At 63.1% G+C, this 19,570-nt stretch carries 7 protein-coding genes; 3 read left to right on the top strand and 4 right to left on the bottom strand.

Features of this window, described 5'->3' with window-relative positions; genetic code table 11:
• Positions 1 to 51: 51 nt before the first annotated feature.
• Positions 52 to 13,050 (bottom strand): non-ribosomal peptide synthetase, encoded by a 12,999-nt coding sequence (locus tag C9422_RS06855; RefSeq protein WP_116580103.1) that lies wholly within the window; start codon positions 13,048 to 13,050, stop codon positions 52 to 54.
• A 384-nt stretch (positions 13,051 to 13,434) separates the two neighbouring features.
• Between C9422_RS06855 and C9422_RS06845 the strand changes: the two genes are divergently transcribed.
• Positions 13,435 to 13,983 (top strand): RNA polymerase factor sigma-70, encoded by a 549-nt coding sequence (locus C9422_RS06845; protein ID WP_102700836.1) that lies wholly within the window; start codon positions 13,435 to 13,437, stop codon positions 13,981 to 13,983.
• Between the two features lie 97 nt (positions 13,984 to 14,080).
• Here the strand turns inward: C9422_RS06845 and C9422_RS06840 are convergent, their stop codons facing one another.
• From C9422_RS06840 to C9422_RS06830, 3 genes are all read right to left on the bottom strand, one after another.
• Complete coding sequence (locus tag C9422_RS06840) at positions 14,081 to 15,094, bottom strand: GNAT family N-acetyltransferase (RefSeq protein WP_116580102.1); 1,014 nt, start codon at positions 15,092 to 15,094, stop codon at positions 14,081 to 14,083.
• 75 nt (positions 15,095 to 15,169) lie between these two features.
• Complete coding sequence (locus C9422_RS06835; protein ID WP_116580101.1) at positions 15,170 to 15,928, bottom strand: ABC transporter substrate-binding protein; 759 nt, start codon at positions 15,926 to 15,928, stop codon at positions 15,170 to 15,172.
• A gap of 153 nt (positions 15,929 to 16,081) precedes the next feature.
• On the bottom strand, positions 16,082 to 16,708 hold the full coding sequence (locus tag C9422_RS06830) for a TetR/AcrR family transcriptional regulator (RefSeq protein ID WP_007973446.1): 627 nt from the start codon (positions 16,706 to 16,708) through the stop codon (positions 16,082 to 16,084).
• Between the two features lie 177 nt (positions 16,709 to 16,885).
• Between C9422_RS06830 and C9422_RS06825 the strand changes: the two genes are divergently transcribed.
• Together C9422_RS06825 and C9422_RS06820 are read left to right on the top strand one after the other, a co-directional pair.
• Positions 16,886 to 18,688, top strand: coding sequence for an acyclic terpene utilization AtuA family protein (locus C9422_RS06825; protein ID WP_116580100.1), 1,803 nt, complete (start codon positions 16,886 to 16,888; stop codon positions 18,686 to 18,688).
• 12 nt (positions 18,689 to 18,700) lie between these two features.
• Complete coding sequence (locus C9422_RS06820) at positions 18,701 to 19,570, top strand: SDR family oxidoreductase (RefSeq protein WP_007973449.1); 870 nt, start codon at positions 18,701 to 18,703, stop codon at positions 19,568 to 19,570.

Raw genomic sequence — 19,570 nt, 5'->3', positions numbered from 1 at the left:
ACCTGTGGGAGCGGGCTTGCCCGCGATGAGGCCGGTACAGCCGCTGGAGATCTACAACCCCTCCAGCTCCGCCATCAGGTCATTCAGGCGATCTACCTTCTCCTCGGTGATCTCGCTGGCCGCCAATCCGTCGATGTACCCGGCCAACTCCTCCACCGTGCTGCACTCGAACATCGCCCGCAACGGCACGTCCCGTTGCAGGGTTTTCTGCACCCGTGAGGCGATCTGCGTGGCCAGCAGTGAATGCCCGCCCAGTTCGAAGAAGTTGTCGCGAACACCCACCTTCTCGACCTTCAGCACCTCAGCCCAAATGGCCGCCAGGGTCTGCTCCAGGTCATTGCGCGGCGCCTGGTAATCCTGGCTCTGCATCTGGCCGATCTCCAGCGCCGGCAGGGCCTTGCGGTCCAGCTTGCCGTTGGCGTTGAGCGGCATCCTGTCCAGCCACAACCAGTGCAGCGGCACCATGTATTCCGGCAATTCGGCGCGCAGGCGTTGCTTGATCCGCTCCAATCCCTCGGCCGGACTCAACGCCACATCCGCCGCGACCAGATAGCCCACCAGATGCTTGCCGTTCGCCCCTTCCTGCACACCCACCGCCGCATCGCGGACTTCCGGTTGTTCATGCAGGCGAGCCTCGATTTCACCCAGCTCGATGCGGTAGCCGCGAATCTTCACCTGATGGTCGATGCGCCCGACGTATTCCAGCACGCCGTCACTGCGACGGCGGGCCAGGTCGCCGGTGCGATACAGGCGTTCGCCCGGTGCGCCGAACGGATTCGGCACAAACACCGGAGCCGTGCGCAGCGGGTCGCTGACATAACCGCGCCCGACCCCGATGCCGGCGACACACAGCTCACCCACGGCACCCAGCGGCACCAGTTCCAGTGCGCCATCGAGCACATACAACAGGTTGTTGTCGGTCGGCGTGCCGATCGGCAAATAGCTGCCGCGGGTCGAGGCCAGGTCCACACGGAAGAACGCCACGTCGTCCGAGCACTCCGCCGGACCGTAGGCATTCACCAGGCCGATCTGCGGATAACGCAGCAACCATTGGTGCGCCAGTTCCGGCGGCATCGCCTCACCGGTTGGCAGCATCCAGCGCAGGCCGTCGAGGCTCATGCGCTCCTGGGCGAGCATGCCCTGGATCAGCGATGGCACGCTTTCCAGCACGGTGATGCCCTGGGCCGCAACATGCGCCAGCAAACCCTGCGGATCGTGGGCGATGGTATTCGGCACGATGTCCACCCGTGCGCCGAACAACGGCGCGGCGAGGAACTGCCACACGGAAATGTCGAAGCTTTGCGAGGCGGTCTGGGCGATCACGTCGGCATCGCTCAGGCTCAGGTACGGCACTTTGCTCAATTGGTTATTGAGCATGCCGCGCTGCTCGACCATCACGCCTTTGGGCAAACCGGTGGAACCGGAGGTGTAGATCACATAAGCCAGGTTGTCCGCACTGCTGTAGATACCGGGATTGTCCGCCGACAGCGCAAGGGCCTGCACCTCCTCCCAGACCAGCAGCCGTGGCCGGCTGGCGCAGCCGAACTCGTCGAGCAAGGCCTGCGCCTGTTCACGGCACGCTTGCGTGCACACCAGCAGTGGCGTGCGGCTCAGTTCGATGATCCGGCTCAGACGCTGGCTCGGCAGGCCCGGGTCCAGCGGCAGGTAACCCGCGCCGGCCTTGAAGCTGCCGATGATCATGCCGAGCAAATCGAGGCTGCGTTCGGCCAGCAATGCCACCGGTTGATCGCGTCCGACACCGGCGGCGATCAACGCATGACCGAGGCGGTTACTGCGCTGGTTCAGTTCCGAATAACTGTACTGACGGTCAAGACAACTGGCGGCAATGCGCTGCGGGTGTCGGGCGACCTGCGTCTCAAACAATGAAACGTAGCTCTGCTCCAGTGGATACTCGTGCTTGCGCTGGTTGCAGCCATGGAGGAGGAAGTCCTGCTCCTCGGCCCCCAGCAAAGGCAGGTCGGCCATGTCGCCGTGGAAACCTTCCACCAGTGCCAGCAGCAAACGCTTGAACTCGCCGAGCATGCGCTCGACCGTGGCTTCATCGAAGTAGCGCTGGTCGTAGGACAGGTGCAAGCCCAGGTCATCCCCCGGATAGCACACGGCCGTCAGCGGGAAGTTGGTGTGGGTCCGGCCCGAATCCGAGGTCGCGTCGAGGCTCTGCGCACGGTCCAGCACCGAGACTTCCACCGGGGCGTTTTCGAACACGAACAGGCTGTCGAACAGCGGCTGGCCCTTGGGCAGCTCGCTTTGCTCCTGGATGTTCACCAGCGGCAGGTATTCGTATTCGCGCAGTTGCATGTTGCTGTCGAGCAGACCGCTGAGCCACTGGCGCACGCAGCATCGCTGACCGTCCTCGGGCATCTTCACCCGCAGCGCTATGCTGTTGATGAACAGGCCGACGGTGCGCTGCATTTGCGGCATCTCCACCGGACGCCCGGCCACAGTGACGCCGAACAGCACGTCGCGATCACCGCTCAAGCGTCGCAGCACCAGCGCCCACGCCGCCTGGGCGAAGGTGTTGATGGTCAGCTGATGGGCCTGGGCCAGTTCGCGCAATTGCGCACCGTCGCAGGGATCGAGCCGGGTGTAGCGGTCGCCGACGATCATGCCGCCACTGTCGCCGGCATGTTCACGCAGGAACGGCCGGTCGCTCGGGATCGGCGTAGTCCGCTCAAACCCCTGCAGGTTGGTTTTCCACCACTGCCGCGCTTCGTCCAGGCTCTGGCGTTGCAGCCAGCCAATGTAGTCGCGATAACGCGACACAGGCCCGAGCTGCGCTTCCCGGCCTTCGCCGAGGGCGCTGTAGATCTCGAAGAAATCGTTCATCAGCAGCGAGCGGCACCAGGCATCGATGAGGATGTGGTGGTTGCTCATCATGAACCAGTAGCGCGCCGCACCGACCCGGATCAGGCGCAAGTGGAACGGCGCCTGGTTGAGCAGATCGAACCCGGCCTCGCGTTCGGTCTTGAGCAAGGTTTGCAGCTTCGGCTCTTGCTCGGCTTCGGCGATATCACGCCAGTCGAGGTACTCGATCGGTGTGCCGCCCGGTTTGTGGATCACCTGCAGCATGTCTGTGCCGACGTTCCAGCAGAACGACGCGCGCAACGCTTCGTGGCGGGCGACGACGGCTTGCCAGGCCTGGGCGAAACGCTGCGGATCCAGCTCGCTGTTGATGCGGTAGCGGTCCTGCATGTAGTACAGGCCGGTGCCCGGCTCCAGCAAGGTGTGCAACAGCATGCCTTCCTGCATAGGGGTCAACGGGTAGACGTCTTCGATAACAGCGGCCAGCACCGGCAGCGCATCCAGTTGCGTCTGATTGAGCTGCGCCAGCGGGAAGTCCGACGGCGTCAGGCCGCCGGCGTCGTCGCGCAGGCAATGCTCGATCAGACTGCTCAACTCACCGAGGTAGGCATCGGCCAACTCGCCGATGGTTGACGGATCGAAGCGTTCGGCGCTGAACGTCCAGCGCAATAGCAGTTCACCGCCATACACCTGACTGTCGACGCTCAGCTCGTTGGGCAACGGTGCATGGGCATCGTGGGCCGCGCCGACGGCTTCATCCAGCGGATGGAACAGCGCGTCCGCGCCGAAACTCTGGTCGAACTGGCCAAGGTAGTTGAAGGTAATCGGTGCCTGCGGTAACGCCGCCATGCTGTGGCGACTCGGCTCATCGGCGAGGTAACGCAGCACGCCATGACCCAGGCCCTTGTGCGGCACAGCACGCAGCTGTTCCTTGATCGCCTTGATCGAGGCCCCCTGCCCGGCGGCTTCTTCGATGTTCGACGGCGTCAGGCGCAACGGATAGGCACTGGTGAACCAGCCCACCGTGCGGGTCAGGTCGATGTCGTCGAACAGCGCTTCGCGGCCGTGACCTTCCAGCTGGATCAGCGCCGATGACTGACCGCTCCAGCGGCACAGCACGCGGGCCAAGGCGGTCAACAGCAAGTCGTTGACCTGGGTGCGATAGGCACTTGGCGCCTGTTGCAGCAACTGCCGCGTACGCTCGCTGTCGAGACGCACGCTGACGGTTTGCGCATGACGGTTTTGCCGCCCGCCTTCAGGGTGATCGCAGGGCAAATCGGCACTTGGCCCGGCCAGTTGCGTCTGCCACCAGCCCAGCTCTTCGCGCAGGGACTCGCTGCCGGCGTAGGCCTGCAAGCGTGCCGCCCAGTCTTTGAAGGCGCTGGTTTTCGCCGGCAGTTTTACCGACTGCCTTGCCTCCAGTTGGCGATACACGCTTTGCAGGTCATCCAGCAGTACCCGCCACGACACACCGTCCACCACCAAGTGGTGAATGGCGATAAACAAGCGTTGCTGGCCTTCAGGACCATCGACCAGCAACACGCGCAGCAAGGGCCCTTGTTCAAGGTCGAGACTGCGCTGGGCATCGGCGAACAAGGCCGCGCATTTATCCATGGACGAAACACGCACTTGCCACAACACCGGCGCATCGGAAACCGGCTGGTGCAAGGCCTGCCACTGGCCGGCAACCTGGTCAAAGCGCAGGCGCAAGGCGTCGTGCTGTTCGATCACCGCCAGCAACGCTTGCTCCAGGCGATGAGATTCCAGCACCACCGTCGGTTGCAACAACAACGCCTGGTTCCAGTGTTGGCGTTGCGCGATATCGGTGTCGAAGAACCAGTGCTGGATGGGTGTCAGGCGCGACTCGCCCATGATCAAGCCCTGCTCGGCGTTGACCTGCTCGCTGCGGGTGGCCACGGCGGCGAGGGTCTGCACGGTCTGGTGCTGGAACAGGTCGCGAGGGCTGAAGTGAATGCCCTGCTGCCGCGCCCGGCTGACCACCTGGATCGACAGGATCGAGTCGCCGCCCAGTTCGAAGAAGTTATCGTTGAGACCGACCTGCTCGACGTTCAGCACGTCGCACCAGATCTGCGCCAGCGTGACTTCGAGCTCGTTGGTCGGCGCCACGTAGTCTTGGCGATTCAGCTCCGGGTCCGGTGGCGGGAGCGCACGGCGGTCGAGTTTACCGTTGCCGGTCAATGGCATGCTCGCCAGCAGGATCAGGTGCGTGGGCACCATGTAGTCCGGCAGTTGCGATTTCAGATGCGCCTTGAGGGCTTCGCGCAATATCGATTGCTGCGCTTCGCCCTGTTCGGCGACATCCGTCACCAGATAGCCGACCAGTTGCTTGCCGCTCGGTGCGTCAAGCGCCAGCACGACCGCCTCACGGACTGAATCATGGTCCAGCAGGCGGGTTTCGATTTCACCGAGCTCGATGCGGAATCCGCGAATCTTCACTTGATGGTCGATGCGTCCAAGGTATTCCACCAGGCCATCGGCACACTGGCGCACCAGGTCACCGGTGCGATAGATACGCCCGCCATCGGCGGCAAACGGATCGGCCACAAAGCGCTCCGCTGTCATGCCCGAACGCTGGTGATAACCCTGGGCCAGGCCCGCGCCACCGACGTACAACTCGCCCGTCGCGCCTTGCGGTACCAACGCCAGGTCAGCGTCGAGAATGTAGGCCACGCGGTCGCCGATCACACTGCCGATCGGCACGCTGCCGGCACCCTCTTCCAGCACGTGCGGAGCAAGGCTGGCCAGCGGCATGACCACGGTCTCGGTCGGGCCGTAGGCGTTGAAGAACCGGCTCGGCTTGAACGCTGCACGAATACGCGCCAGGTGCTCACCGGTCAGCGCTTCGCCGCCGGTGATGATCATGCGCACCGGCAGGGTCTGGTCCTGGGTCGCCAGCCATTGCGCCAATTGGCTGCCGTAGCTCGGCGTGAATCCGAGTATGTTGATCTGATGACGACGGATCAGGCCGCAGATTTCTTCCGCGTCCCACTGCCCTTGCGCTCGCAACACCACGTGCGCGCCGCTGAGCAGCGGCACCAGCAACCGCTCGGTGGCGGCGTCGAAGTTGATCGAATAGAAGTGCAGTTCGCAGTCGTCGGGGCGCATGCCGAAACGCTCGATCACCGCGCGGCAATGCATGGTGATTTCACCGTGGGACACCACCACGCCTTTCGGTTTGCCGGTCGAGCCCGAGGTGTAGATCAGGTAGGCCTGATGCTGCGCCAGACTGATCGACGGCAACTCGGTGGCCGGGAAATTGGCCAGCGCAGCGGCGTCTTCTTCAAGACAGCAGCGGCCGACGGTCGCCGGCAACTCGCCCAGGGCCTTGAACATCGCCGCATCGCTGAGCAGCAAACCGATGCCGCTGTCTTCGATCATGTAGTGCAAGCGGTCCAGCGGGTATTCCGGATCCAGCGGCACATAGGCACCGCCCGCCTTGAGGATAGCCAACAGGCCGACCACCATTTCCAGCGAACGCTCGAGTGCCAGGCCCACGCGAACCTGTGGTCCGACACCACGCTCGCGTAGCATCCAGGCCAGGCGGTTGGCGCGGCTATCGAGTTCGGTGTAGCTCAGGGTCTGCCCGGCGAAGGTCAGGGCCGGTGCGTCCTGGCGCACCAGGGCCTGCTCGGCGAACAGGTGATGGATGCACTGATCCAGCCGATGTTCGCCCGCCTCGACGCCGAGGCTGTCGAGCAGAAGCTGTTGCTCGCCGGACGCCAGCAGCGGCAGTTCGCTCAAGCGTTGTTGCGGATCGGCAATCAGCGCCTCCAGCAGGTTGCGCCAATGCCCGGCCATGCGGGCGATGCGCGGTTCGTCGAACAGATCGGTACTGTAGGTCAGGCAGCAGCCCAGGCGATGGTCGAGGTCGGTGACTTCCAGGTTGAGGTCGAACTTGGTCGCGCGGGCATCGTTGGCCAGGTACTCGACCGTCATGCCGGCCAGGGTGCGACTTTGCTGGAATTCCCAGCGCTGCACGTTGCACATCACCTGGAACAACGGGTTGTAGGCCGCGCTGCGTGGCGGTTGCAGGGCTTCTACCAGATGATCGAACGGCAGGTCCTGATGGGACTGGCCTTCGATCACCGTGTGCCGCACCTGCTCGAACAGCTCGCCGACAGACATCTGGCCGTCGAGCTGGCAGCGCAACACCTGGGTGTTGAGGAATGCACCGATCAGCCCTTCGCTTTCCGGACGAATGCGGTTGGCCACAGGCGCGCCGATGCGCAGATCGGTCTGGCCGCTATAGCGGTACAGCAGGGTCGCCAGTGCGGCGGTCATGGTCATGAACAGGGTCAGGCCATGTTGTGCATTGAAGGCACGGACCCGTGCCGCGAGCTCGTCGCTCAGGTCAAAGCGATACAGCTCACCCTGATGGCTTTGTACCGGCGGACGCGGACGGTCAGCCGGCAACTCCAGCAGCGGATGCTCATGGCCCAGTTGCGTGGTCCAGTAATCGAGCTGACGCTGACGCTCGCCCGACTCCAGCCACTGCCGCTGCCACACGCTGTAATCCAGGTATTGCACCGGCAACGGCGCCAGCGGCGACTCACGGTCGTCGACAAAGGCTTCGTACAGCGCGCTGAGTTCCCGGGCAAAGATGTCCATTGCCCAGCCTTCGGTGACGATGTGGTGCAAGGTCAGAACGAAGTAGTGCTCCTGTTCGGCGGTCTTGACCAGGCACGCACGCAACAGCGGTCCGGTTTCCAGATCGAACGGCTGGTGCGCTTCGTCGTCGGCCAGTTGCTGGACCTGCCACTCGCGGCCTTCGGCATCCAGCGCGGTGAAATCCTTCCAGGCCATGCGCACGCCGGTCTCCATGTGCACCTGTTGGCGAGCGACGCCGCCAACGCTCGGGAACGTCGTGCGCAGGGTTTCATGGCGCATGATCAAGGCTTGCAGCGCCGCTTCGAAACGCGCGACATCCAGCACGCCGCGTAACCGCGCCATGCCGCCGACGTTGTAGGCCGGGCTGTCCGGCTCCATCTGCCAGAGGAACCACATGCGCTGCTGAGAATAGGACAGCAGCACCGCCTGGCGACGGTCGATTGTTTCAATCGGCGGCTGTTTGTTGGTGCTGCCGCTGGCCTGGATCAAGCGAACCTGTTCGGCAAATGCACCCAGTTCGCTGTGTTCGAACAGCGCCCGCAGCGGCAACTCGACGTCACAGGCCTGACGGGTGCGGGAGATGATTTGCGTGGCCAGCAGCGAGTGGCCGCCGAGGGCAAAGAAATCATCGCGCAGGCCGACTCGCGTCAGGCCCAGCACTTCGCGCCAGATGCCGGCGATCTGTTGCTCCAGTTCGGTCACGGGCTCAACGTGTTCGCGAACCTGCCACTGCGGTTCCGGCAAGGCGCGACGGTCGAGTTTGCCGCTCGGGCCGAGGGGCATTTGGTCCAGCCGCATCAGCTGGGCCGGGACCATGTATTCCGGTAGCTGCGCCGTCAGCGCCGCTTTCAGGCGAGTCGTTTGAGCATCGATGGATTCAGCAGTATCGGTGGTGGTGAAGTAACCGATCAGTTGTCCACCCGCCGCCGTTTCGCGCACCAGCACCACCGCTTGGGCGACACCCTCCTGCGCCAGCAGACGGGCTTCGATTTCTTGCGGCTCGACACGGAAGCCGCGCAGCTTGACCTGCTGATCGAGGCGACCGAGATACTCGATCACGCCATCGCCAGTCCAGCGTGCACGATCGCCGGTGCGGTACAGACGCACGCCGTGCTCGCCCAATGGATCGACGACAAAGCGTTCGGCCGTCAGGCCCGGACGGCCCAAGTAGCCACGCGCCAGACCGCTGCCACTGATGCACAACTCGCCCGGCACACCGGCCGGCACCGGATTGAGCTCGCTGTCGAGCACGCGGCAGATCACATTGCCCAGTGGCCGGCCAATCGGCGAGCGTTCGCCATCGGCGCTGGAGCACGGCCAATGGGTGACGTTGATCGCGGTTTCGGTCGGGCCGTAGCGGTTGTGCAACTGTACGACCGGCAGTTGCGCCAGCACGCGGTTGCGCAGCTCCGCAGGCAAGGCTTCGCCGCCGGAGAATACGCGGCGCAGGCTCGTGCATTGCGCGCTGAGCGGTTCGTCGATGAACAACGAAAGGAGCGGCGGCACGAAGTGCAGCGTGGTCACCCCGTACGCTTGCACAAGCTGCGCGATGCGATGGGGATCACGGTGTTCGCCGGGGCCGGCAATCAACAGGCGACTGCCGGTGATCAGCGGCCAGAAGCACTCCCACACCGACACGTCGAAACTGATCGGCGCCTTTTGCATCAGTACGTCGGCTTCGTTCAACTGATAGGTTTGCTGCATCCATTGCAGGCGCTCGGCCAGTGCCGCGTGGGTGTTGCCGACGCCCTTGGGTTGACCGGTGGATCCCGAGGTGTAGATCACATAGGCGAGGTTATCGCCCTGCAGATGCAGGCCCGGCGCCTGGCTTGGCCAGTTGTCCAGGTGCAGGGTGTCCATGGCGATCACACTGACGCCCTGGCTGGCCGGCAAGCGATCGAGCAACCCGGTTTGCGTCAGCAGCAATTCGACACCGCTGTCGCTGAGCATGTAGGACAGGCGCTCGGCCGGGTAGTCCGGATCCAGCGGTACATAGGCACCACCGGCCTTGATGATCGCCAGCAGGCCGATCAGCAGTTGCGGCGAACGCTCGCAGGCAATGGCCACGCACACGTCCGGGCCGACGCCCTTGTCGCGCAGGTAGTGGGCCAGACGGTTGGCCTGAGTATGAAGTCCGGCGAAGTCCAACTGACCGCCGTCCCACAGCAGCGCCGTGCGCTGCGGGGTCAGCCGGGCTTGTTGGTCAAGCCGTTCCGGCAGCCATTGACTGGCCGGTGTGCAGGGTGCAACGGACCAGTTCGCTTGCTGGTCGTGCTCAGGCTCAGTGAGCAGTTGCAGATCGCCGAGGGCCGTTTGCGGACGCTCGCAGACTTCACGCAACAAGTTGACGAAATGCCCGGACAGACGCTCGATGGTCGCCGCATCGAACAACTCGCTGGCGTAGTCGAAGGACAGGCTCAGGCGACCGTTGCGATCTTCTTCACTGTGCAATTGAAGATCGAACTTGGCTTCCCGGCTGTGCCACGGCAGCTCTTCGGCGAGTAACCCCGGCAGGCGTTTCAAGGCACTGAGGTCGCGCTGCTGGTGGTTGAACATGACCTGGAACAAACCCTGTTCACGGGCCTGCGGGAAGGCTTCAAGCAACTGCTCGAACGGCACGTCCTGATGCGCTTGCGCACCCAGCGCTGCCTGACGGGTTTGCCCCAGCAGTTCAGTGAATGGCAGCCGTGAATCCACCTCGGCGCGCAGCACCTGGGTGTTGATGAAAAAGCCGATCAGGCCTTGGGTTTCCAAGCGCGGACGGTTGGCGTTCGGTACACCGATGCGGATGTCACGCTGACCGCTGTAGCGATGCAGCAAGGCCTGGAACGCGGCGAGCAGCAGCATGAAGGAGGTCGATTCGTGGGCCTGGGCGGTCTGGCGAATCCCATCGCTGAGGGCTGCACCCAGACGCAGGGTATGGCGGGCGGCGCTGTGCAGTTGTTGTGCGCAGCGTGGATGATCGGTGGCCAGGCTCAGGGTCGGATGCTCATCGCCCAAACGGGCTTTCCAGTAGGCCAGTTGCCGCTCGCCCTCCCCTTGCGCCAGCCATTGGCGCTGCCAGCTGGCGTAATCGGCGTACTGCGTCGGCAATGGCGCCAGCAGCGCTTGCTGGCCCTGGGAGGCCGCCGCATACAGGCGCGAAAACTCGTCGATCAGCACATTCAGCGACCAGCCGTCCGCAATGATGTGGTGCATCGTCACCAACAACTGATGGTCTTCGTCGTCGAGGCGAACCAGCGTCACCCACAACAGCGGGCCTTTCTCCAGATCGAACTGGGTCCGCGCTTCATCCTCGCGGATTTGCAGTGCGCGGGCTTCACGCTCGGCAGCCGGCAGATCGCTGATGTCGATCGTTTGCAGGTTGAACTCAGCACCCGCAGTGACCTGCTGCAGGGCCACGCCATCACGCTCGAAGAAGCGTGTGCGCAGGGATTCGTGGCGCTCGATCAACTGCTGGAAACTGGTGCGCAATGCGTCCTCGTCCAGCTCGCCACGCAAGCGCAAGGCACCCGGAATGTTGTAGGCGCTGCTGTGGGGGTCGAGTTGCCAGGTGATCCACAAACGGTTTTGTGCCAGCGATTGCGGCATCGGTTGCTGGCGCGACAGCGCCGTGATCGCGCCCTGGGCCAGGCCACCGTCCTGTTGCCGGCGGGCCACGACATCGGCGAAGGCGCCGAGGGTCGGGGCTTCGAACAGCAGGCGCAGGTTCAACTCCAGCCCCAGCGCTTCACGCAGACGCGCCACCACTTGCGTCGCTGCAATGGAGTTGCCGCCGAGCAGGAAGAAATGATCGTCGGTGCCCACCTGCCCGACCTGCAATTGCTCGCACCAGATCCGGCCGATCAGGCTTTGCAGCTCAGAGCCCGACTCGACCTGGCTTGCACTTTCGGTGCAGGCCGACGGGAACAGCGCGTAGCTGTCGAGGCTGCCGTCCGCCAGTCGACTGCGGCACGCCGAGCGTTGCAATTTGCCGCTGGACGTCTTGGGCAGCGCACCCGGATTGAGCAGCGCCACCACGTTCGGTGCTTCCTGATACGCCTCGGCAACGGCCTGGCGAATGGCTTTGATCAGGGCCTCGGGCGGCAGGATTTTCTGCACGCTGCGGCTGATTTCGGCGGCGATGCCGATGCCCTCCTGACCACCGATCGTGACGGCAAAGGCGGCAACGCGGCCCTTGCGTACCACTTCCACTTCGCGCTCGACGGTCTGTTCGATGTCCTGCGGGTACAGGTTGTGCCCGCGCACGATCAGCATGTCCTTCAGACGGCCGGTGATGAACAGCTCGCCGTTGCGCATGAAACCCAGGTCACCGGTTCGCAGCCAGGTCTGGCCGGCGTGCCGCACGAACGTAGTGGCGGACGCCTCAGGGTTGCGCCAATAACCGAGGGCGATGCTCGGCCCGCTGGCCCAGACTTCGCCGACGGTGTTGTCGGCCTGTTCGCTGAGCGAGACCGGGTCGACGATCAGCACGGCGTGAGCCGGCTGGCTGGTGCCACAACTCATGATCGGGCTGCCCTCGCCCGCTTCCACCCGGTTCTGCGCCAGGGCCTGATCGTCCACCCGCAGATTGCCGATACCTTCGCCGCGCGCTGTGCCGGCCACGAACAAGGTGGCTTCGGCCAGACCGTAAGAGGCCATGAAGCTGTCCGCGGTGAAACCGCAGGTCGCGAACTTTTCGGCGAAGCGTTCCAGGGTGTCGAGGCGAATCGGTTCGGAACCGGAATACGCCACGCGCCAGCCACTCAGGTCCAGCCGTTGCAGGGCCGATTCGCTGACCCGCTCGCTGCACAGGCGATAAGCAAAATCCGGTCCGCCGCTGATGGTGCCGCCGTATTCGCTGATCGCTTCCAGCCAGCGCATCGGCCGGCCGAGGAAGTACGCCGGTGACATCAACACGCAAGGCACGCCGCTGAAAATCGGCTGCAGCAAGCCGCCGATCAGGCCCATGTCGTGGTAAAGCGGCAGCCAGCTGACGATCACGTCGTCGGGGTTGAGGTCGATGCCGAAGCCGTGACGAATCAGCAATTCGTTGGCCACCAGATTGCCGTGGCTGACTTGCACGCCCTTTGGCAGTGCGGTGGAGCCGGAGGTGTATTGCAGGAAGGCGATGTGATCGTCCTGCAAATCCGCCGCGACCCAGCGTTCGGCCAGTGCGCCGTCGAGGGTGTCGACACACAGCAACGGCGGCGCCCCTTCGATTTGCTGCAATGCATCGCGCAGCCCGGCGCTGGTCAGCAGCAGGCGCGGCTGGGCATCGCTGATGATCGACAGCAGGCGCTCCTGGTGATGACGGCGCGTCGACTCCGGCGGGTAGGCCGGTACCGCGATCACCCCGGCATACAGGCAACCGAAGAACGCCGCGACGTAATCCGGGCCGCTGGGGAACAACAGCACGGCGCGGTCGCCAACATCCGCTTGAGCCTGCAAGGCACCGGCAATCGTCCGCGCCCGCTGATCCAGTTCGCGATAATTGAGCACCACAGCCTGTTCCTGGGACTCGGCAAGAAAACGCAGCGCCACCCGATCCGGCGTCAGGGCCGCGCGGCGCTGAAGGGCTTGGACCATTGTGCTGGGGAGTTCGAATGCGTCGGTCATGAGGTTTCCTGCCTGAATTCGGCTTGGTAGGAGCGAGCCTGCTCGCGAAAATCCGGAGAACACCGCGGGGTGTCAGGCGCCCGTCGTCATCGTTGACGACCATCGCGAGCGATCTCGCTCCTACGGGGTGATGAGGGTTGCGCTGTGCAATTCACCAATGAGAACGGATGACGTCTTGAAATAATTAGTCGCCAGGTTGCAGCGCCAGGCGGGCTGAAGGGGGCGTCAATGTGTCGCAGTTCGCACTCTGCCCACTTGTCGCGCATCAATTCTTTTTCTCATTTGACAATCATTATCATTAAGCCTAATTTGTCGCTCGATTGTGCAGGACGGCCCCCCCGGTTTATCCCCGTCCCACTAACCTTTTGCAGCAAGGTGATTTCCATGATGGAACCAGTATCCACAAGCAGGTGCGATACACCGCTACTTCAGGCATTCGTCGATAATCGACTGATTCTGGTGAAGATCGCAGCCCGTATTACCGGTTGCCGCTCACGTGCCGAAGATGTTGTGCAGGACGCGTTCTTCCGGTTGCAATCGGCCCCGCCCATCACCAGTTCGATCAAGGCCCAGCTCAGCTACCTGTTCCAGATCGTGCGCAACCTGGCGATCGACCACTACCGCAAGCAGGCGCTGGAGCAGAAGTATTCCGGCCCTGAAGAGGAAGGGCTGAATGTGGTGATCCAGGGTGCGTCACCGGAAACCTCGCACATCAATTTCTCGACGCTGGAGCACATTGCCGATGCGTTGACCGAATTGCCGAGCCGCACCCGCTACGCCTTCGAGATGTATCGCCTGCACGGCGTACCGCAAAAAGACATCGCCAAGGAACTCGGCGTCTCGCCGACCCTGGTGAACTTCATGATTCGCGATGCGCTGGTGCACTGCCGCAAGGTGTCGGGGAATCGGGCGGACAGTTTTTCCCATCGTTGAATTTGTGTTGTCCGCTCTAAAAGATCGCAGCCTTCGGCAGCTCCTACATGGAATTACGTTCCCCCTGTAGGAGTTGCCGAAGGCTGCGATCTTTTTTTCAGGCCAGACTGCACCGATCGAAAAACCGCTCCCGCCCCAACACCATCAAGGCCGCGCGTTTGTGCGGGAAGTCGAACTCCTTCTCGCAGTGAAAGCACTGGTTGTGCATGTACCCGATCATCTTCGCGTTATCGGCACGCGGCTCCGCCACTACGCGCTGCGTGCGCGGATCATCGAGAAACAGGTAATGCACCAGCGCCGATAACCAGCTCGCCACCTTGTGCGGCCCGCGATGGCTTTCCTCACCCACCAGCATGTGAATGCCACGGTCGTAATCGCCGGCATCATAGAAGGGTGCGATGCGATCCTCCTTGGCCCAGTAGGCTTCGAAGTAGGCGAACGGCTGATCGTCGAAACACCCGATCAGCGTCAGGGTGTGCGGATCGGCCTCGAGTTTGCTCAGGTATTGGCGATGCTGTTCGAGGCTGCCCTGCTCCTGCCAGAAGCTGGCGACGCGCGGACTGTTCTGCCAACGATTGAAACGCGCCAGGTCTTGCTCGATTTCCAGGGTACGCAGGGAAACCCAGGCGCCCAGCCGCGCATCGAATCGTCGATACACCTCACCTCGGGGTTTCACCGCTCGCAGCGGATGACGCTTGCCACCGGTGATGACCATTTGCTGTGGGTAGCTGCCGGTCAGGGAATACCCCAGCCATGGCTGCGGCAACTGCCAGAACAAGGTGCGCTCGCAGCAATACTGGCCGTTGACGGAAGTCGGAATCAGCAAACCACTGAATACGGCTTCGTGCGGCACCTCTTGCAGTTGCCAGACCAGGCGCTGACAGTCGGGGTCGCGAGCGAACAGCCAGTAACAGGCCGCCCATATCGCGTGTCCTTCGGGGTGACTGAAGTGCTCCAGCAATTGCACGTGCAACTCGGGGCCAGGATTGAGCCGCAGGGTGAGCAAGGGCTGCCCTTCCAGGCTGAGGCTCAGGCGGCCTTGCGTTTCATCAGCGGCAAGACGACTGCCGGTCGGCAGGCACAGGGCAATCAGGTCATTCAGATTGGACATGGGGCGGGCTCACGATAATCGTCGACAGTTCAACGAGGTGACGTCAGCCACGGCGGGAAATTTAGGAAAAGAACGTCAATTGACGAGGTGAGGTAGCGGCTCGTTGTGCGGGACCGGCACCACCGCAATCTTGTACGGATCGAAAATCCTCAGCATCTGGCCACTGTCGCGCAAGCCCTGCAACAACTTGCCAAAGGTTTCGCCGCTGATGGGGGCCGCCGGGCGCAGGATGGCGTAATGGTGATAGACCTGATCGATGCGATCGGATGCCAACAACTCCTTGGCGACATTCGGATTGCGCAAAAAATAATCGTTCAGGTAAGAACGCGTGACCAGGGCGATGTCGGCGCGACCGCGTAACACCATCAGCAGATTGCTGTCATGGGAATAGGTCAGCGTGGCGTTGTAGTTTTTTTGCAGGTACTGGGGCTCGGCATTGAAGTTGGCGAACTCATAGTGATAACCGCTGAAGAGTGCCAGGCGCTTGCCGCTCAGGTCGGCGAAATAGCTTTGCTGCCGATCGGGCAGGCGTTGCGCGACAAAAATCTCGGCGTCTTCCAGCCCCATGTCGACGGCGGTATGGGGAATGTCTTCCCAACCCCAGGCCGGATTTTCGAAGATGGCCATGTCGACCCGGCCCTGCTTCAAGTCACCGAAACGCCGTGGAATGGACGTGGGCACCAGGACAAACTGATAGTCACTTTGCGCGGCGTTCAGGGCCTCGACCAGCTGCGGCAGCAACCCGGTATCGGCGCCGGATTCCGGGCGCACGGTGTAGGGCGGAAAATGCGCGGCACCAATGCGCACCAGTTGCGCAGCCTGGGATGGCAGCATCGTTAACACCGCAAGCGTCGCGAGCAAAAGCCGCGAAGCTGTCCGAATTGGCGACCCCCTCAAAACAAGCTCACTCCCCAATAAAACGGCATCGATGACTTCAAGCTAGGCGTTTTCGTCAAGTTAGCCAGTTTAATGCTGGCCAACACAAGTTTATTGCCGGTCTTCCAGCACCAGAATCAACGCTTCATCGGCCAACTGATCAAGGCTCATGCTACCGCCGGCGCGAAACCAGGTGGTGGTCCAGGACAATGCGCCGGTCAGGAAACGGCGGGTGATGAACACATCGCCGCGGATAAACCCGGCGCTCTTGGCTTCGCCCAGTACTTGCAACCAGATGTCTTCGTAGATTTCGCGCAGCGCCAGGACCTTGGCCTGGCCCTCTTCGGACAGCGAGCGCCATTCGTAGACCAGCACGGCCATGGCCTCGCCGCTGCCGCCCATGATCGACTGCAATTCACAGCGGATCAGCGCCAGCACCCGCTCGCGCACATTGCCGGCCTCGGCAATGGCCGCACGCATCAACGCGGTGTTGTAGCGGATGGTTTCCTCCATCACGGCGCGCAGGATTTCGTCCTTGCTTTTGAAGTGATGGAAAATACTCCCGGACTGAATGCCCACGGCACCCGCCAGATCACGCACGGTCGTGCGCTCATAACCTTTATTGCGGAACAGGTGGGCCGCCACTTGCAGCAGCTTGCCACGGGCGCTGTCCGGGTCGGTCAATTGGCCGTCGTCCACCAATTCACGCATGACCCTCAGGGCTTTTTGCTCGTCCACCCGTTCTCTCCTACAGTCGATCAATCAATAACGCCGATCACCCCGAAAACAACGGGGTTGCGCGGGCAATTTAAGCTCATGGATGCAACCAAGCAAGCGCTTGGCAGAAGATAACCCGGTCATTTACAAACCAAGCGCTTGCTTGGTAATGTCGACGCACTTGAGTTGGAGGTGGCTATGGAACGGACTGCGCCAAAATCAATTCGCATCGGTTGCGCCAGCGCCTTCTGGGGCGATACCTCGACCGCTGCCGCGCAACTCGTGGAGCACGGGCATCTGGACTATCTGGTCTTCGACTACCTGGCCGAGATCACCCTGTCGATCATGGCCGGCGCACGGATGAAAGATCCCCAGGCCGGGTATGCGGGCGACTTCATCGAAGTGCTCGCACCCTTGCTGCCGCAGCTCGCGCAGCACAACATCCGGGTCATCAGCAATGCCGGCGGGGTCAATCCCCAAGCCTGCGCCGCCGCCCTGCAAGCGGCCTGCGACAAGGCCGGGGTGGCGTTGAAGATCGCCGTGCTGCTGGGTGACGACCTGCAACCGCAACTCAAACAGCTGGGCAGCCAAGGCATTCATGAAATGTTCAGCGGTGCGCCCCTGCCATCGAGGTGCGTCTCGACCAATGCCTACCTCGGCGCACCCGGCATTGTCGAAGCCCTGCGTCTGGGCGCGGACATCGTGATCACCGGGCGGGTGGTCGACAGTGCGGTGGTCAGCGCCGCGCTGGTGCATGAGTTCGGCTGGTCGTGGCACGACTACGACAAACTCGCCCAGGCCGCATTGGCCGGGCATATCATCGAATGCGGCGCCCAGTGCACGGGCGGTAACTTCACCGATTGGCGCGATGTGCCCGACTACGAACACATCGGTTTTCCCATCGTTGAAGTCAGCGCCGACAGCCAGTTCATCGTCAGCAAACCGCAAGGTACCGGCGGGCTGGTCACGCCGCTGACGGTGGGTGAACAGATGCTGTATGAAATCGGTGATCCGCGCGCGTATCTGCTGCCCGACGTGGTGTGCGACTTCACTCAGGTCAAACTGCTGCAACAAGGCAAGAACGCGGTGCAGGTGCACGGCGCCAAAGGCCTGCCGCCGACGGCTCAATACAAGGTCAGCGCCACGTATCCCGATGGTTTTCGCTGTACCGCCAGTTGCCTGATTGCCGGCATCGATGCCGTCGACAAGGCGCGGCGAGTCAGCGCGGCGATCATCAACAAGACCTCGGAAATGTTCAGCCAGCGCGGCTGGGGGCCGTACAGCGAGGTGAATATCGAGTTGCTGGGCAGCGAGGCCACCTACGGCCCCCACGGCCAGCGGCAGGACAGCCGCGAAGTGGTGATCAAACTCGCCGTGCGCCATCCGGACAAGCAGGCCTTGATCGTGTTTTCCCGGGAGATTGCCCAGGCCGCCACCGGCATGGCGCCAGGGCTGACCGGCATTGTCGGTGGCCGGCCGACGGTGTATCCGCTGATCCGACTGTTCTCGTTCCTCATCGACAAAACCGCCTGCACGCTGGACATTGATTTCATGGGCCGGCGCCACCCGTGTGCCCTGCCCGCCCTCGATACGCTCGACCCGCTGGACCTGCCAGCCCCGCTCGCCGCGCCGAAACCGACTGGCCAGGCCGACGCCAGCGTGGCCCTGGTCAAGCTGGCGGTCGCCCGCTCTGGCGACAAGGGCAACCACAGCAACATCGGCGTCATGGCCCGCGATCCCGAATTCCTGCCATGGATCGCCGAAGCCCTGACCCCGGAAGTGATCGTCGACTGGATGGGCCACGTCCTCGATCCCATCCACGGGCGGGTCGAACGCTGGTACTTGCCCGCCAGCCACAGCCTGAATTTCCTGCTGGAAAACGCTCTCGGCGGCGGCGGTGTCGCCAGCCTGCGCATCGACCCGCAAGGCAAAGCCTTAGCCCAGCAACTGCTGGAAATCCAGATCCCGGTGCCGCAGCGCATCGCCGACCAGTTCAACTAGAGGATTGTCGCCATGGCCTACGATTCGATTTTCAAAGCCGATTTGTTTGCCGGCCAAAACATCATCGTCACCGGTGGCGGCAGCGGCATCGGCCGCTGCACCGCCCACGAACTGGCGGCCCTCGGCGCCCATGTGCTGCTGGTCGGGCGCAAGGCCGACAAGCTCAAAACCGTTGCAGCGGAAATCGCCGAAGACGGCGGCAAGGCCGATTGGGCCGTTTGTGATATCCGTGAGGAAGAAGCGGTGACGCATCTGGTCAGCGAACTGATTCGCAAGCACGGTCCGATCCATGGTCTGGTCAACAATGCCGGCGGGCAGTACCCGTCGCCCTTGGCCTCGATCAATCAGAAGGGTTTCGAAACCGTGATGCGCACCAATCTGGTGGGCGGTTTCCTGATGGCCCGGGAAGTGTTCAACCAGTCCATGAGCCAACACGGCGGCGCCATCGTCAACATGCTCGCCGACATGTGGGGCGGCATGCCCGGCATGGGCCACTCCGGCGCGGCACGTTCGGGCATGGACAACCTGACCAAGACCGCCGCGTACGAATGGGGTCATGCCGGCGTGCGGGTCAATGCCGTGGCGCCGGGCTGGGTTGCCTCCAGCGGCATGGACACCTACGAAGGCGCCTTCAAGGCCGTGATCCCGACGTTGCGCGAACACGTACCGCTCAAGCGCATCGGCACCGAATCGGAAGTCAGCGCGGCGATCGTTTTCCTGCTCAGCCCGGCAGCGGCGTTCGTCAGCGGCAGCACCCTGCGCATCGACGGCGCCGCCAGCCTCGGCGGGCGCGCCTGGCCGATCCACAAGGCGACCAACAGCGAGTCGTACAACGGTTTCCACCGCGCCTACATACCCGACGTGTTGAAGGACAAGGAATAA

Origin of the sequence: Pseudomonas sp. B1(2018), assembly GCF_003097365.1 — a bacterium.
GTDB classification, from domain to species: Bacteria; Pseudomonadota; Gammaproteobacteria; order Pseudomonadales; family Pseudomonadaceae; genus Aquipseudomonas; species Aquipseudomonas laurylsulfatiphila.
The sequence above is the reverse complement of the archived record's forward strand: the minus strand, read 5'-3'. Positions and strand labels throughout refer to the sequence as shown.

Bases quoted from the DNA above. Each gene is read 5' to 3' on its own strand.
- C9422_RS06855 (WP_116580103.1), bottom strand. From the start codon at position 13,050: ATGACCGACGCATTCGAACTCCCCAGCACAATGGTCCAAGCCCTTCAG.
- C9422_RS06845 (WP_102700836.1), top strand. From the start codon at position 13,435: ATGATGGAACCAGTATCCACAAGCAGGTGCGATACACCGCTACTTCAG.
- C9422_RS06840 (WP_116580102.1), bottom strand. From the start codon at position 15,094: ATGTCCAATCTGAATGACCTGATTGCCCTGTGCCTGCCGACCGGCAGT.
- C9422_RS06835 (WP_116580101.1), bottom strand. From the start codon at position 15,928: ATGCTGCCATCCCAGGCTGCGCAACTGGTGCGCATTGGTGCCGCGCAT.
- C9422_RS06825 (WP_116580100.1), top strand. From the start codon at position 16,886: ATGGAACGGACTGCGCCAAAATCAATTCGCATCGGTTGCGCCAGCGCC.
- C9422_RS06820 (WP_007973449.1), top strand. From the start codon at position 18,701: ATGGCCTACGATTCGATTTTCAAAGCCGATTTGTTTGCCGGCCAAAAC.